Origin of the sequence: Microcoleus sp. B3-A4 (assembly GCF_036705385.1) — a bacterium.
Lineage (GTDB): Bacteria > Cyanobacteriota > Cyanobacteriia > Cyanobacteriales > Microcoleaceae > Microcoleus.
Genome location: NZ_JAUBUI010000112.1, coordinates 1 through 15,938, shown reverse-complemented (window position 1 = coordinate 15,938; position 15,938 = coordinate 1). Strand labels below are relative to the sequence as shown.

Here is a 15,938-nt window from a genome sequence, read left to right as displayed (position 1 = left end):
ACTCATCTTTAACTCGGTTTGAATATATCGATCACTCTCGATCACCAGCAAGCGATCGCTTATTCAGCAAGCCCTAATTATGTTGTGGAACAGGCCGGAAAGCCTGTTCACATATTAGCCACGGGCAAGATGCCCGTGCCACAATTAATTAATAAATGAATAAATTATATTGTGTTGTGGAACAGGCCGGAAAGCCTGTTCATGAAATCCTGTTCATATATTAGGTCCGGGCATCTTGCCCGTGCCACAATTAATCACTTAATAATCGCCGCCAGCACCATATTGCCACGCTTCAACTAATCGGTGAAAATAGTATTGCTGCGTCGGGGCTAAATTTTTTACCTGTGGTTCTACGGCTTTCCCTAAAGGCTGCAATCCCGTATAAATCCCTAAATTTAAATAATGTACCATCCAATCTAGCAAGTTAGCTATTCCTACCTGCGGGATAATTTTCAGAACTAATCCGGGATGGCTAATTGCTGTTTTAAACAATGTTTTTGACAAAGCCGGAAACAGCACGATATCCTGAAGAAACGGTTTGAGTACCGGTTCTCCCAACTCTTCCATTACCTGAAAGACGGCAGCCAAAAGTTGATTGATTTGATTGGGGTCTATTTTTTGATTCATCGCAGCACTCATGGAACGCTGAAACAACCAGGTAACTGATAGATTCGGCTGGTAGGGTTGCAAAAGTGCGAGGGAATTTTTGCTGAGACTATCGCTTGTCAAAGCTTCGTCAATTCCTAGAGTCAAGCGTTTGAGATGGCGCACCATTGCGCCGAAACCGCCGAAGCTGAGGGGAGATTGGCTACCGCTGCTGTCTCCGACTGGGAGTAGGCGATCCCAAGGCGTTTTTAGAGGACTTTGACGATAGCAGGGGAAAAATCCGTAAAGTGCTCTTTGGAATTTTAACTGTTCGAGTTCGACATTTTGATATTGGGGAAGCAAGCGCAAATACTCTTCAAATAATGTTTCTAAACTGAATCTTTCTGTGTCGGCGTCTATGTAGGTAAATAAGTAGGTTGTGCGGCCGTCTCTGGCTGGAAATGCTTCCCAAAAATATTGGCACTGATTTTGCATTGGGGTGAAGGATGCAAATATATCCCCAGTGTCGTTTTTGGGGTATCCTTGAGCGCAACTGCCGACTACTAAACATACTGCTTCGGGTTTTTTGCCTTGTCTTGCTTGGCGCACAATGGGCGAAAAATGTCCCATTGCGTCTAATAATAATCTGGTTTTAAATAAATTTGTAGCAGGTTGTGTATCGGTATTTGCAGATTCTACCAAGACTCCATCCGGGTGAATGGTTGCTGTTTTAAATGGTGTATTTTCAAATAGCTTTCCTCCAGCTTGGAGGAATCGCTGCTTGAGGGTTTCTAGGAGGTAAACTGGGTCGATTCCGATGTTGAGTACGTCGCGCACCCAAATGTCGGGGGTGTTGGCAAAGCTGATGCGGGCTGGGTTGTATTCGGTAGCTATGGCCTTTTCTATCTCTTCAACAGATAGCAGATTTAGTTCTAAGAATGCGTCTAATTCTTTGCGAGAAATGTTCCATTCTTGATCGCGGCCTCGCAGGGTGCCGCGTTCGAGCAGGGCTACTCGCCAACCCCGCAGGACTAAGGCTGTACCGATCAATATTCCTAGGGTCCCGCCGCCGATAACTATGTCGAAGTCTAGGGTTTCCAGGGGTTGTTGGCTGTATTGGACTGCTTGGGGTGCTGGTGCGGTGTTTTGTTTGAGGTTTTCCCAGAGTCGATCGACTTTTCTCAGGCCTCCGAGGGCGTCTTCTGGCACTTGGGAGAGGATTTGTTCAGTGAGGGACATCGGGTTTTAGTATTAAACAGTGGTGGATTTTTTATAATTTAGCTTAGATTAACTTTTGCGACAGTTTCAGGGCTGACGCATGGGGTGGCGAGAATCACGAAGTTTTTATAATCATACAGAGAAACCCAGTTTCTGAAAAAAAACCGGGTTTCTACCTCTAGCTGGTAAGTCTAAATAATTATCTTCAATCAGCCGTGCTTAATTCTTCAACTCGCAGCCGATCGCACAAAATTCGCTCGCACACTATAACACCCGTATCCGCACTCCTGCAAACTTCTAACTGAGCTTCCGGCAGCGCTTCAAACAAAAAACGTTCCCCCGGAAACACTGTCCGCTCAAAATACCAATTAGGAATATTTGTAATGCGAGCGATTTGCACTTTGCTAGTATTATTAAGATACCAACACAAAATGCGCGTATGACCTTCGGAAATTACCTGATTTAGTGTCAAATTCATCTTTTTAACTTGTTTGTGCTATTGTGCGAGCGAGCGGCTACGAGCCTAAACTTAATATAGCATATTACCAGTTAAAACACACTTTTTTATACATTTTTTTTACGTTGTTTGAGTTAATTAATAAATTTCGCAGGAGAAACATCACCGCCTTCCAGGTATTCCCAAGAAGGTGCAAAAGCCGGCATTGCTAAAGCGCAAGATTTCCATCCTCCCCTAACAGGTGCGTTCAACAATTGACAGTGACCAACTGAACCTCTTGCCTGTTGGTAGTGACCGCAAAAATTACACTTGGAAGTCGGATTGCACCCGCGCTCGCTAATTACAAGGCAGGGCTGGTTTTGGGTTTGGTTGCGCTCGATAGTTAAAGTGTTCATTAAATTACTTTTTAAATGTTCACTATTAAGTATGACGGCTGGAGTGCAGTCGTGGCGTCTATCTCAAGGCTTAGTTCGCCTTTAAGATTTGTTTAGGGATCGATATAAAATATATTGTTTTTGAGATTATCAAGCTAGGGAGCAATTGAATTTTGTTCCGATCGCATTGGCGGACACGGCTTTAGGGCCGATCGCGCTTGCTGGAGATATACTTCCTCAGACAGAGTTAATTATCGTCGCCTAACTTGCTGAACAAATCGGCTAAAATTGTATTAGAAAATAAAAAACCTTCGGGATCGCTCAACCTCAAATTCCCCGAAAGTCGCACTTTCCCGCCCTCGCCTAAAGTTACGTGAAGCGGAGCTATCCCGTAGGGAATCGCCCCATCCGCACTTATAATTTCCACCCATCCTTGTCGCCAGTAGGGCTGCAAACAACGCCAAATTTTGTCAACCGTTTGTTGAGTAAACTTCTCAGTCAGCGCCGACAGGCTAACTCCTTCTGCTAAACGCAAACCTAGCATCAGCGTTTCTAACAAAACGTCATTTTCTGAGACTTGAAAATTTTGCTCAATTTCTCGATCCTTATCTGGCTGGCTTTCCCCCCCAATTTGAGAAGTAGCTGGGGAATTGAGGCGAGAGATCGATCGCACCCACTGATAATATTCTTGAGTTTTGCGAGGTCTAGTCAACCTCCGACCTTCCACGTAACTCGCTGCTCCCATTCCCAAACCGTAATAAGGGCGATTTTCCCAATAAACCCGGTTGTGGCGGCACTGATAGCCAGATCGAGCGTAATTAGAAATTTCGTAATGTTCGTAGCCAGCCCCCGTCAGAATTTCCCTTGCTAAACGGTACATTCCAGCAGCGGTGTCATCTGCAGGCAGTGGCTGGGCTCCTGCTTCAAAGTAGCGCCCGAAAGCAGTTCCCTGCTCAACAATTAAGTCGTAACTCGACAGGTGAGTCGGGCTAATTTCCACCGCCGCTTTCAGGGAAGCTTCCCATTGTTCTAAAGTTTGGTGCGGCAGTCCCGAAATCAGGTCTAAACTAAAATTGACAATACCAGCCGATCGCACTATTTCCACTGCTTCAAAAATTTCCGCGACAGAGTGCGATCGCCCGCAAGCTTGCAGCAATTCATCCTGAAAAGCTTGCACTCCCAAACTAACTCGATTTACTCCCGCCGCTGCATATCCCCGCAACTGTTCTAAAGTAAACGTACCTGGGTCTATTTCTATAGAAATTTCCGCCCCAGCAGCAATCCCAAATTTGCCGTCGAGAGTTTCCAGAATATTGCTCAACTGACTCACAGAAAGCAGCGAAGGCGTGCCACCCCCAAAAAAAACTGTTTTCAGAGATGCGCCTAAATTTTTTGTTTCTTGAATTTCTTGACAGAGTACAGCAACGTATTGCACAATTGTGCCGGAATTCTCGCCATTTTTGCGATCGCCCACCACAAAAACCGGAAAATCGCAGTAGTAACAGCGGCGGCGACAAAAAGGTATGTGGAGGTAAGCCGAACTAGGAATCTCGGAATTTGCCGCTTGCACACTTTTTTTTAATTTAAATGTTAAATAATCTGGGGTAGGGTTCATTACATTTCAAACCGAAAGCGCCACTTCAAATCTAAAGTTTTAATTAAACCATCATGAATAATTATGTATATTATGACATTTTCTTACCAAAAAAGCGCTGCGAACGATCGGCTCTTTTAATTTAACCTCGTATCAGTTTCGATCGGCTACAATTCCCGCATAGCCCGCAGGGCGGTCTATTGGCACCTCGTGCCTGCTTTCGGCGGGGCATGGTAAATGCCGAGCGATTCCCTGGCACATCCCCTAAAGGGTACAACCGCGAAATATAAGTTTATGAAAATTTCTGAGTAAATATAGCGATATCCGACCAAAGCATGAAAACAAGTATCAGCACTGCAAAGATATAATGTGAATAAATTCATTAACCTAGAACTAATGCTAGACGCAATCATAATAATCTCATTCATAATCGCAGGCGGAGGCATCGGCTATTACGGAGTCGAACTCCTGCCGACCGAGCTGCTGGAGCAAGTTACAAATATACAAGGTTTAAGTTCTGTACTAGGTTCGTTTGGAGCATTAATCGGCTTCGTGCTGGGATTAGTGGCTCAAACAACCTACCGGCGCCTGGAAAAACAAGTCCGCGATATGCCGGTGGAGATGCTGCTGACGCGGGCGATCGGTTTAATCATCGGACTGCTAGTAGCAAACTTAATGCTGGCTCCGCTGTTCCTGCTGCCAATTCCCCGCGAGTTCGGCTTCATCAAACCTCTAGTCGCAGTCTTGGGTAGCGTCATGTTCGGCTTCACAGGCGTCAGTTTGACCGACACCCACGGTCGCGCTTTCTTGCGGCTGATCAACCCCAAAAGCTTTGACACGGTGTTGGTAGCCGAAGGTACTTTCAAACCAGCAACTGCCAAAGTTGTCGATACTAGCTGCATCATTGACGGCCGGATTGAAAACCTGCTAGAAACAGGTTTCCTCGAAGGTCAAATTATCGTGCCGCAATTCGTGCTCCAAGAACTGCAACTGATAGCTGATTCCGCGAACGATCAAAAGCGAGTGCGCGGGCGCCGCGGCTTAGATATTCTCAACCGCATCAAAGAAACATATCCAGAACGCATTCAAATTCACTCGGCTGACTACGAAGATATTGCCACAGTCGATGCGAAATTAGTCCGCTTCGCTTTGGAGATAGACGGTATTTTGCTCACAAACGATTACAACTTATCGAAAGTAGCTACCGTCCAAAAACTGCCGGTTTTGAATATTAACGATTTGACTCATGCGGTGCGTCCCACTTATTTGCCGGGAGATACGATCGAACTAAAAATCCGCAAAGAAGGCAAAGAACCTTCTCAGGGAATCGGTTACTTGGATGACGGCACCATGGTTGTCGTAGAAGCAGGAAGCAGCTATGTCGGTGGCGAAGCCCGAGTCGTAGTCACCAGCGCCCTGCAAACTAGCGCCGGCCGCATGATATTCGCCCGCCCTCAAGAGTCCGTTATTGTTTGAAACTGAGTAACAATGGCCAGGGCACTCAGAATCAAATATTGCGATCGTTGTTCCCAATCTGCCCCGACTCTCTACCGCGCCCGGTATGACGAGTCGGGGCAGTGGTTTTTTTTGTGTCTTAAATGTTGGGAATCGGTAAGTAAAAACAATCCTTTTTACTTCTACGGCGGCACTTGGAAAGCCACCAAGAAAAAATAGCAATTACCAGCTTCTTCTCCTTTCACCTCACACTATTCAGGTGTTTGAGCCTTAGAAGGAACTATCTGAGCCGACAGAATTGCGGTAGGGGCATCGGGAATGGCGGCTGAAAAATCTCTCTGAGCCAAAGCGCTACAGGGATTAGATGGCGTGGGCTGCATTGGGATTTGTGCGATCGCAGAACTCTCAAACAAGCTTCCCTTAGCGCTTAACAGCAAGATTGAAACGACAAGGGCGATACTCAAACAGCGCAGAACGATCGAGCGATCGTCGAACAATGATTGCAGCCTTCGAGCTCTCACAGCAATTCTCCTCTGATTGTTTGCCGCCTAAATTCCCAGCATCCCGTACCTGCAACGTGCAAAAATCAATTCAGACGCTTCACATTGGCGGACAATTTGGGAATTTCGGGGGAGTTTTTGAGAGTAACACCACTCAAGGTGTCGGCGTTCTGGGTAGTTGCTTGATAGATTAAGCCGGGGTATTGTGTCCAGTGCTGACTTGATTTAATAATATTTAACATTGATCGGCTAGTCTGTCTAAGATTAAATAACTTTATTTGTTGTAAAATATCTTAAGCTGTAAAGCATACAGAATTAATATTGACGACAAACCTAGAGAAAAAAACAGGCTATGTTAACAAAAATAAAATAGGAGAATAAAAAAATATCTCCAAAAATTATAAGTTATATTGTTAATATTCATTGGAAAAAATGGATGTTTGTTACAGTATTTCTGATATTAGAAATCTTTCTAATTTCGGAAGGATTCCAGGTATATTCACTTGTTTGTAGGCGAACTGGAACAGCCCCCAATACCTGTGAAATTTCTCACTCTACCTTGTCGGGAACAAGTTTTAAGCGATTTCTACTAAGTCAGCTTAAAGAAGCTAGAGTCGAACAATCGCGACGTTCTAAAATAACGGTTTGTATTTTAGTAACCGAGAACGGAGTAGTAAGATTTGGCTCAATATCCGGTAACTATGTCCAACGTAAGCGAGAAACGGTATCTACGATTAATAGTTTTTTACGAAATCCTAAACAATCAAGTCTATTAGTCACAGAACCCCCTGGTTTTTCTATGATTTCATTGGGTATTTTCTCCAATTTAATGGCTTTGGTTTTGATATTTTGTAAAGCCAAATAGGCGCAGTACGATCGCCCCTCGCTGTACCTTAGATTGAGCCTGTCAAGCCCTTACTTTTGAATCACTTAACATGAAACCAAACATGACTCGATGGAGCGATCGCACTGCTGGTTGAGGTGGAAGGGAACGCGAAAGAAAAGATCGCTGAGTATTACCAATGGCTAGCAAAGCAGCTAGGCGATCGCGAATGGTTTAACAGTGACCAATAGTTGCATTTGGGATGGCACCAGAAGCAGACTCTTGGCTGTACGGAGAGAGTACAACACCTTTATGCAAAGATAGCTAACGGTTTTGTTCAGCGGTTGTTTGGATCTCTGCATCTCACCTAAGCAGCTTCAGGCAATCCGCTGCACCAGAATGTTATATTTCTTTTGATGCGATCGCCTGAACTACTGCGCCAATGCCAGTGTGATAAATACCTTCTACTACATCACGCTCAAGCTCAATTAGATGCTTAAACTTTAAGCCAGCCAACTCAAGGCTTAAAGATTCTTTAGATTGCATCACATCTACTGAATTTCCGCCCCCAGTACCATACTTCAACTGATCGGGTGTATAAGCCTCAAGCAGAAAAACACCGTTTCGCTTTAACCCTGCTTCAACTTTTTTATGAAGTTGTTTTCTTATTGAAGAAGGCAACGGACAAAATATAGATACAACTCCATCCCATTTATTTTCGCCTAAATCATACTCTGCTAAATCAGTATGAATAAACTCAACAACCACCCCGTTCTCTTCGGCCAACTTTCTGGCCTTATTCAAACCAACTAAAGAGGCATCTACAGCGGTTACAGAATAACCCTGTTTCGCAAGGAAAACGGCATTCCTCCCTTCTCCTTCGGCCAAGCTCAGAACTTTACCTTTTGGAATACTGCTGACGTTTTCTTCCAAAAACTTGTTCGGGTTTGTGCCATATGCGTACTCTTGGGCACTGTATCTTTCATCCCACATCTGTTTTCTCCAATTGTTGCTGTTGGCACATTTGATGCCAAAAAAATATAGCTATGTATTCAACCGCAGATATGCTGGATAATACCTTTACCTTCGTTGGATTATCCATCATATCTGTTGGACAACATCCTAGTTTTAAGGAATTAAACAGAAACTTAGCAGATTAAGTCCGGGTTCTTGGGTGTTATCCATCGCTTCTGATAGTTCATCCTGGAAATCAGGGGTGTTATTTGTCAATTTTGCTGATAATATCCTCTCTATCGGTCTTATCCAGCATTAACCTAATGTCGCAATCTACCGCTCCGATGCGGCTTTACCGCTTGCTTGAGGCGGAGCCTTCGCAGAGCAGGAACGAGTGCGATCGCCCCTCGCTGTAGGTTGGGTTGAGCCTGTCACGTCATTGCTTGTAAATCAATAAGTAACGTGAAACCAAACATGACTCGATTGGGCGATCGCCCCGGGTTGAGGTGGAGAAGCAGTGATGAGTGTCGGGTTTCATCCTTCAACCCGGCAGCATCTCCAGAATCTCCCGCACTTTGGGGATGGCAGAAATCTCATTGGACTTGGCATCTAGCTTCAAAAGAATGGAAGGGGTGGCTTATTACGCGATCGGTTCAGGAGAAGTGGGTTGGTTATTGTGCCAAGGCAGGCATAAGCTGTACCATCCATGAACACAGACACGCACACGCGACTGAACTGGTTAATGAAGGAGTCAGTCTCAATACTATCCGGAAGCGTCTCGGCTATCCTGGGAGGAATATTAGAAAAAATACTAGCCTGTTGGCTGCGATGCTAAGTTCTTGGAGCGAGGAAATCAGTATGGTCAGACAAGTCAATTTCAAGAAGCCTTGAGTGTTGTCAACAGACCTTGATTATCTAGCGAGAGATTAAAAACAGCTCAGGTGAGGGGGCAACATTGGGTAATCTGCGAAATGTTTACGCTTCCCTGGGCAACTCGACCAAGGCGATTGAGTACCATCAGCAGTCGCTGACGATCGCCCGTAAAGTTTATGACTGCCAAAAATGGAGAGCCAAACATGATTAAACTCCCTGGAATTAAAGTTTTAGCCCAAATTTACGAAAGTGCCAATACACTTGTTTACCGGGGAATTAGAGAACAAGATAACCAACCGCTTATCCTGAAAGTCCTCAAAGAAGAATATCCTACCCCTGCCGAACTTGTCCGTTACCAGCAGGAATATGAAATCACCCGTAGCTTTGAACAAGGGGGAGTTGTTAAGGCTCACGAGCTACGAAAACATAACAACACGCTGGTAATGCTATTAGAGGATTTCGGTGGGGAATCCTTAGAAAAATTACTCGAAAAAAGACCGTTTACCTTATTAGAATTTCTCCAAATCGCCATTCAGATCGCTGAAACTCTGGGGAGAATTCATTCCTCAAACATTATCCATAAAGATATTAACCCGTCCAATATTGTTTTTAACTATCAAACCGCAGAATTAAAAATTATTGACTTTGGCTTGTCCACAGTCTTGTCCAGGGAAAACACTGCCTTAAAAAGCCCTAATGTTTTAGAAGGAACGTTAGCTTATATTTCTCCCGAACAAACAGGCAGGATGAATCGATCGATCGATTACCGCACTGATTTTTACTCCCTCGGAGTTACCTTTTACAAAATATTGACAAACCAATTGCCTTTTGACGCTACCGATGCAATGGAGTTGGTTCATTGTCATATTGCTAGACAACCCGTCCCACCCCATAGAGTTAATCCCGCAATTCCTCTAGTCGTTTCAGAAATCGTGATGAAACTCATGGCGAAAACAGCAGAGGAACGATACCAAAGTGCTTTAGGCCTCAGAGACGATTTGGTGCTCTGTCTGATGCAACTAGAAAGCGGTGAAAAGATTGAAGATTTTGTTTTAGGCGAACAGGATATTTCTGATAAATTTCAAATCCCGCAGAAGCTCTATGGCAGGTCAAGCCAAATTGAAACGTTACTCGCAGCTTTTGAGCGGATAACTCATGGCACCAGCCAACTCATGCTCGTTGCTGGTTATTCCGGTATTGGTAAATCAGTATTAGTTCAGGAAATCTATAAACCCATTACCGAACGACGCGGTTATTACATTTCTGGTAAGTTTGACCAGTTTCAGCGAAATATTCCTTACAGTGCTATCGTCAGTGCATTTCGAGAATTAGTTCGACAACTGCTAACTGAAACGTCCGAACAACTACAGGTATGGCGTGACAAACTCCTATCAGCATTAGGAGCCAACGGACAAATTATTATTGATGTCATCCCTGAAGTTGAACTGATTATTGGCAAGCAACCAGCCGTCCTAGAGCTAGCCGCGACTGAATTTCAAAATCGGTTTAACTTAGTCTTTCAAAACTTCATTCATGTCTTTTGTCAACAAGAGCATCCCTTAGTTATCTTTCTAGATGACTTACAGTGGGCAGACTCCGCTACTCTGAAATTAATGCAGTTAATGATGACTGATGTAGATACTTCGTATCTACTGGTAATTGGAGCCTATCGGGATAATGAAGTCAGTGCAGCCCATCCCTTAAAAATTACCTTATCAGAAATTAAAAAATCTGGAGCCACTGTAAATTCTATCTTGCTCTCGCCGTTAGATTTAACTTGTGTTAATCAGTTAATTACCGATACGCTTAAATGCAACGCAGAAAGGGCAAAGCCCTTAGCCGAATTAGTATTTGCCAAAACTCAGGGGAATCCGTTCTTCCTGAAAGAGTTTCTCCAGTCGCTTTATACAGAAAACCTATTAGATTTCGATTTTCTCAGTAGCAGTTGGCAGTGGAATTTAGATCGAATTCAAGAACGAGGTATTACCGATAATGTTGTTGAGTTGATGACTCAAAAAATTCAAAAACTACCAGAACAGACGCAAGAAGTATTAAAAACGGCTGCTTGTATCGGTAACCAGTTTGATTTAAAAACTCTCTCAAATGTAGGTGAAAAGCAGCCCAAAGAAACAGCAAACGAACTCTGGTCAGCCGTGCGAGAAGGTCTAATTGTCCCAGTGGGAGATGATTACAAATTTCTGCAAACAGATCGAAATCCGGATGAATTCAAGGTAGCTTACAGGTTTGTCCACGATCGCATCCAACAAGCCGCCTATTCTCTCATTCCCTCACACCGCAAGCAAGCCTACCATCTGCAAATCGGTCAGCTACTCCTGAATAATACCCCACTCCAGCAGCAAGAAGAAAAAATCTTTGACATTGTTAATCACTTGAATTTCGGCAGCAACCTGCTCGAAAACCAACAGAAACGAGATGAATTGGCAAAGTTAAACCTAATAGCTGGCAAGAAAGCCAAAGCATCAGTCGCTTATCAACCTGCCCTTACCTACTTAACAAGCGGCTTAGAATTGTTGAACCCCCCTCAGTCCTCCCTTAGCAAAAGGGGAAGTGAAGGAGGGTCAAGTTGGCAGAGGCAGTACGATACTACACTTGCTCTGTATGTAGAAGCCGCAGAAGCTGCCTATTTGTGCGGTCAATTCGATGAAATGGAGAGATTAGTTCCAGTCGTGCTACAACAGGGCAAAGTATTGTTGGATAAGGTGAAAATTTATGAAGTCAAAATCTCTGCCTATCTAGCACAGGACGAGCTATTAGAAGCACTCGATACTGGATTAACAGTTCTGAAACTGTTAGGAGTCAGTTTGCCTAAAAAGCCCAGTAAGTTAGATGTCTTACTCGGTTTGACAGGGACAAAGTTAGCCTTGCGGGGGAAACGCATTGAGGACTTAATCGACTTACCGGAAATGACTGCTCCTGATAAGTTGGCAGCAAGTCGTATTCTAGCGAGAATGGTTTCTGCTTCCTATAGAGCGGCTCCTAATTTATTCCCACTGGTTATTTTTAAAGGTATCAATATCTCGCTCCAATACGGCAATGCTTCCTTCTCCTCAGTGATGTATGTATCTTATGGTTTGATTCTTTGTGGAGTATTAGGAGACATTGAATCTGGTTATAAATTTGGCAATCTAGCTTTAAGTCTATCAGAGCGGCTCAACGCTAGGAGCGTGAAAACTAAAGTAATCTCTATTTTTAATTACTTTATTAGGCATTGGCAGGAGCATGGAAGACATACGTTACAGCCTTTGCTGCTCGGATATTCTATCGGACTAGAAACAGGAGATTTAGAATATGGGACGTATTGCGTAGAGATGTACTCCTACCATTCCTATTGCATAGGACAGGAGTTAGCTGTTGTTGAGCGGGAGGCAACCAAATACAGCGATGCTATCCAAAAATTAAAGCAAGAGCAAAACCTGCATGAGATTAGTCTAAATCGGCAGAGGGCGCTGAATTTGATGGGGCAATCGAAAAATCCCTGCCGTTTAATTGGCGATTTTTTTGACGAGTCGAAAAAACTGCCCTTGCTTATTGAGGCGAATGACCGAACCGCACTTTTTTTTATATATTTTGAAAAACTGACACTCTGTTACCTATTTGGAGAGTACGAGGAAGCCCTAGACAATGCGGCACTAGCTGCCAGATGTGTAGACAATGCAGTAGGGTTGCTGATCGTTACGTTGTTTTACTTTTACGATTCTCTCGCACGAATTGCTACATATTCTTCTACCTCGAAATCCCAGCAGAAAGGCTTACTCGACCAGGTGCGAGCTAACCAGAAAAAACTCAAAAAATGGGCGCATTATGCCCCAATGAATCATTTACACAAGTTTTATCTAGTGGAAGCAGAATTGCACCGGGTTCAAGGAGAGAAGATGATGGCAATGGACTATTACAAAAAAGCTATTGATCTTGCCAAAGAACATGAATACATCAATGAAGAAGCACTAGCGCATGAACTCGCGGCTAAGTTTTATCTCGCTTTAGGCCAAGATAAAATCGCGCAAGTCTATATGCAAGATGCCCGTTATTGCTATCTCCGCTGGGGGGCAACAGCTAAAGTTAACAATTTAGATACGCGCTATCCTCAGTTATTACAAAGAAATACCTCGAACAGGGGAACACTTAGCACAAAGCTATCTACGCCGCCTACTACAACAGGAAGTAGCACTTCTTCTGAGCTGGATTTGATCGCAATCATGAAAGCTTCACAAACCCTATCCGAGGAAATTGTGCTAGATAAATTACTGGCGAAATTGATGCGGATTATTATTGAGAATGCCGGAGCGCAAAAGGGCTTTCTAATTCTGGAAACTAAGGGAAAATTGCTGATTGAAGCTGAGGGTTCGGTGGATGAAGATGGTGTGACTGTGTTGCAGTCAATCCCCGTCCAGTCTGTATGGGAACCTGAGGATAAACTTCTAATGTCTCACACAATTGTTAACTATGTGGCTCGCACGCAGGAAAGTGTAGTCTTGAACGATGCTACCAATAACCCTAAATTTGCTCATTCTCCCTATATCAAAGTACATAAGCCGAAATCAATTTTGTGCTTCCCTCTCCAACATCAAGGTAAACTGGCAGGAATTATCTATTTAGAAAATAATCTAACCACAGAGGCTTTTACTCCCGATCGCGTAGAACTTTTAAATCTGCTTTCCTCTCAGGCAGCAATTTCCATTGATAATGCCCGTCTCTACAATAATCTCACCGAACTCAATCAGGCTTTTGAGCGTTTTGTCCCCCGTCAATTCCTCCAATTATTGGATAAAGAGAGCATTACTGATGTTAAATTAGGCGACCAAGTTCAACAGGAAATGTCGGTACTATTTTCTGATATTCGCGAATTCACAACTTTATCGGAAAGTATGAACCCTCAAGACAATTTCAAATTTATTAATTCCTATTTGTCTCACATGGAGCCAGCTATTACTGAAAATCAAGGATTTATTGATAAATATATTGGTGATGCAATTATGGCTCTATTTAGTGGCGAGGCAGATAATGCAGTGAAAGCAGGAATTGATATGCTACATAGTCTTACCGAATATAATCAACATCGCACTGCTTCTGGATACGTGCCAATTAAGATTGGCATTGGCATCAATACAGGTTCTTTAATACTCGGTACGGTGGGGGGAAAAAATCGGATGGATAGCACCGTGATTAGCGATGCAGTGAATTTAGCCTCGCGGATAGAAAGCTTGACTAAGCAATATGGGATTTCGATGTTAATTAGTCACCAAACTTTCCAGTCTTTGCCAGATTCTAACCAGTTTGCTATCCGTCTTATCGATCGCGTAAAAGTTAAGGGAAAATCAAAAGCGGTATCGATGTTTGAAGTTTTCGATGCCGATCCGCCTGAGACTTATGAGGGCAAGGTAGCCACGAGAACGCTATTTGAAGAAGCTTTGATACTCTACCATGGGCAAAAGCTTAGAGATGCTGAGCGATTATTTGCTGAGTGCCTGCGCCGCAATCCTACAGATAAAGCAGCTCAAATTTATCAACAGCGCTGCACTCAAGGCGATCTCGACTAAAGATGCGTTAGCTCAAATCTTGAAATCGGGGTTTGAGTAGCAATCGATACTGTTGGCGAACTTCACAATTAGCTGCCTCCGGTGAGCCGTTTCCGGGAATCCAACAATCATTGGCTTCACTCACAAAAAATCCTTATCCAAGTAATATACGGGGACGGGAAGTTATCTATGTATTACTCGGAACGGGTTGTTGCTGTCGTTGTTGTAGTAGCCAATTCGATTAATCGTCTTAAAGCTTTTTGAGCAGACTGATAGCTGGGAGCTTGTTTGCCTCTCTTTAGCTCTCTTAAAACCTATTTCTTCTAATAGAGCGGGCGATTGATCGCATTAAGTTGAAGTATAGAATGCGATCGCCAAATCAACACATCTGCACCTAGAGCTTTTTAAAGTATCTGGCGACTGGGAATAGCTCAAAGCCCACCTTTTCATAGGTATGACGGGCTCTTTCATGACCGGGATCGCCCCCAGTCTCAACCATAGCAATAGACATCCCAGCATCTTTCATCCAAGCCAGAGCAAATTCTATCAAAGCGCTACCAATGCCGCGACCTTGAAAGTCTGGATCGACGGCAACCATGTAGATTTCACCCATGCTGTCCTCCGAGTGTAGTTTCACGGCTACAAAGCCCACAGTAGAACCTGCATCGATCGCAACCCATACATTCGTGTCTTCCGCAGCACAGACATCCTCGACAGCTTTTTGTTGGCTCACACGCCAATGATTGGGATAGAATGCCTGGTAAACATCAGCATTCATCGCCTTCTGAATCGAATCAAAGACCGGAGCCCATGCTCGAAGTGAAAGATGAATAACAGCATCAAGGTGGTGAGGGTTGTAGGGTTCAATTTGCATTCCCATATGAACTCCTGTTAACTCTGAAAGCTTTATCGAGCATACTACAATTTACTACAGAATCCGATCGCTTTTGAATACTTACAGGTAACTTTCACGCTTATGTCTTGAGGGATATTGCTTCAAAGCCAAAACAAGCCAAAGTTAAGAATAAAGAACTTTATAAAGTTTGCGAGCTATGGCGTTTCATCAGCAATACGTCGGTATTGAACAGCCAGCGATCGGTCAATTGATTCGAGAACTCCGACAAACCCTGAAGCTGACCCAAGAAAAGTTCGCGGTTCACCTTGGGGTATCCTTCCCAACGATTAATCGCTGGGAAAATGGACACGCAACTCCCTCTCCTTTAGCTCAAAAGCAAATTGAGATGCTTTTGAATCAGCTATCGGAGTCAAGTGATGCCACGGTACGAGAACACTGCCAGTCCATGCGAAGGAAGTATTTTTTATAAGGAACTAAACGCATGAGGGCGGAAAAATTCAGGGCAATGGCTGAGAAGTTGTTTGGTGGGGGCGGTGAGTTGGGGGCGTTGCTGCGATCGCACCATTGGTCGCAAACGCCATTGGGTGCTGTCGAAACCTGGTCAGACGACCTGAAAACAGCAGTGCAGATTTTACTAAGAGTGTTCCAACGAAAAAATGATCCAAAATTTCACTCACTTCGACAAAAGATTTCAACGAACCATTTAGTCAAA

General features: G+C 43.9%; 14 protein-coding genes. 7 read left to right on the top strand and 7 right to left on the bottom strand.

All coding sequences use genetic code 11. From position 1 onward, the window contains the following. The first annotated feature begins 18 nt into the window (after positions 1-18). Entirely contained in the window at positions 19-159 is a 141-nt protein-coding gene (locus QUB33_RS26720) for a hypothetical protein (protein WP_333356738.1), read from the top strand. Positions 160-258: 99 nt separating this feature from the next. Here QUB33_RS26720 and QUB33_RS26715 read toward each other — a convergent pair whose 3' ends face one another. From QUB33_RS26715 to hemW, 4 genes are all read right to left on the bottom strand, one after another. Continuing rightward, on the bottom strand, positions 259-1,824 hold the full coding sequence (locus QUB33_RS26715; RefSeq protein ID WP_333356735.1) for an FAD-dependent oxidoreductase: 1,566 nt from the start codon (positions 1,822-1,824) through the stop codon (positions 259-261). Positions 1,825-2,008: 184 nt separating this feature from the next. Beyond that, complete coding sequence (locus QUB33_RS26710) at positions 2,009-2,281, bottom strand: DUF1830 domain-containing protein (protein ID WP_190661072.1); 273 nt, start codon at positions 2,279-2,281, stop codon at positions 2,009-2,011. Between the two features lie 113 nt (positions 2,282-2,394). Beyond that, complete coding sequence (locus QUB33_RS26705) at positions 2,395-2,655, bottom strand: hypothetical protein (RefSeq protein ID WP_333356731.1); 261 nt, start codon at positions 2,653-2,655, stop codon at positions 2,395-2,397. Positions 2,656-2,881: 226 nt separating this feature from the next. Further along, positions 2,882-4,249: a radical SAM family heme chaperone HemW gene (gene hemW / locus QUB33_RS26700; protein WP_333356728.1), complete on the bottom strand. Its 1,368-nt coding sequence runs from the start codon at positions 4,247-4,249 to the stop codon at positions 2,882-2,884. A gap of 375 nt (positions 4,250-4,624) precedes the next feature. On the opposite strand from hemW, the gene QUB33_RS26695 reads away from it, so the two are divergent. Next, positions 4,625-5,704 (top strand): PIN/TRAM domain-containing protein, encoded by a 1,080-nt coding sequence (locus QUB33_RS26695; RefSeq protein ID WP_333356725.1) that lies wholly within the window; start codon positions 4,625-4,627, stop codon positions 5,702-5,704. A gap of 230 nt (positions 5,705-5,934) precedes the next feature. On the opposite strand, the gene QUB33_RS26690 is transcribed toward QUB33_RS26695, so the two are convergent. Together QUB33_RS26690 and QUB33_RS26685 are read right to left on the bottom strand one after the other, a co-directional pair. Then, entirely contained in the window at positions 5,935-6,204 is a 270-nt protein-coding gene (locus tag QUB33_RS26690) for a hypothetical protein (protein WP_333356721.1), read from the bottom strand. A 1,204-nt stretch (positions 6,205-7,408) separates the two neighbouring features. Beyond that, on the bottom strand, positions 7,409-7,999 hold the full coding sequence (locus tag QUB33_RS26685) for a class I SAM-dependent methyltransferase (RefSeq protein WP_333356718.1): 591 nt from the start codon (positions 7,997-7,999) through the stop codon (positions 7,409-7,411). A 423-nt stretch (positions 8,000-8,422) separates the two neighbouring features. Between QUB33_RS26685 and QUB33_RS26680 the strand changes: the two genes are divergently transcribed. The 3 genes from QUB33_RS26680 to QUB33_RS26670 all read left to right on the top strand — a co-directional run bounded on the left by QUB33_RS26680 (position 8,423) and on the right by QUB33_RS26670 (position 14,391). Beyond that, positions 8,423-8,851 (top strand): tyrosine-type recombinase/integrase, encoded by a 429-nt coding sequence (locus tag QUB33_RS26680; protein ID WP_333356715.1) that lies wholly within the window; start codon positions 8,423-8,425, stop codon positions 8,849-8,851. Positions 8,852-8,915: 64 nt separating this feature from the next. After that, positions 8,916-9,044: a tetratricopeptide repeat protein gene (locus QUB33_RS26675; protein WP_333356712.1), complete on the top strand. Its 129-nt coding sequence runs from the start codon at positions 8,916-8,918 to the stop codon at positions 9,042-9,044. Then, positions 9,037-14,391 (top strand): AAA family ATPase, encoded by a 5,355-nt coding sequence (locus QUB33_RS26670; RefSeq protein ID WP_333356709.1) that lies wholly within the window; start codon positions 9,037-9,039, stop codon positions 14,389-14,391. Before QUB33_RS26675 ends, QUB33_RS26670 begins: the two co-directional genes overlap by 8 nt. Before the next feature lie 373 nt (positions 14,392-14,764). On the opposite strand, the gene QUB33_RS26665 is transcribed toward QUB33_RS26670, so the two are convergent. Then, a complete protein-coding gene (locus tag QUB33_RS26665; RefSeq protein WP_333356705.1) occupies positions 14,765-15,250 on the bottom strand; it encodes a GNAT family N-acetyltransferase in 486 nt (161 codons plus the stop codon). A gap of 172 nt (positions 15,251-15,422) precedes the next feature. Between QUB33_RS26665 and QUB33_RS26660 the strand changes: the two genes are divergently transcribed. Together QUB33_RS26660 and QUB33_RS26655 are read left to right on the top strand one after the other, a co-directional pair. Continuing rightward, complete coding sequence (locus tag QUB33_RS26660; RefSeq protein ID WP_333356702.1) at positions 15,423-15,695, top strand: helix-turn-helix transcriptional regulator; 273 nt, start codon at positions 15,423-15,425, stop codon at positions 15,693-15,695. A 12-nt stretch (positions 15,696-15,707) separates the two neighbouring features. Next, a partial coding sequence (locus QUB33_RS26655) for a hypothetical protein (protein ID WP_333356699.1) occupies positions 15,708-15,938 on the top strand: 231 nt, incomplete at its 3' end.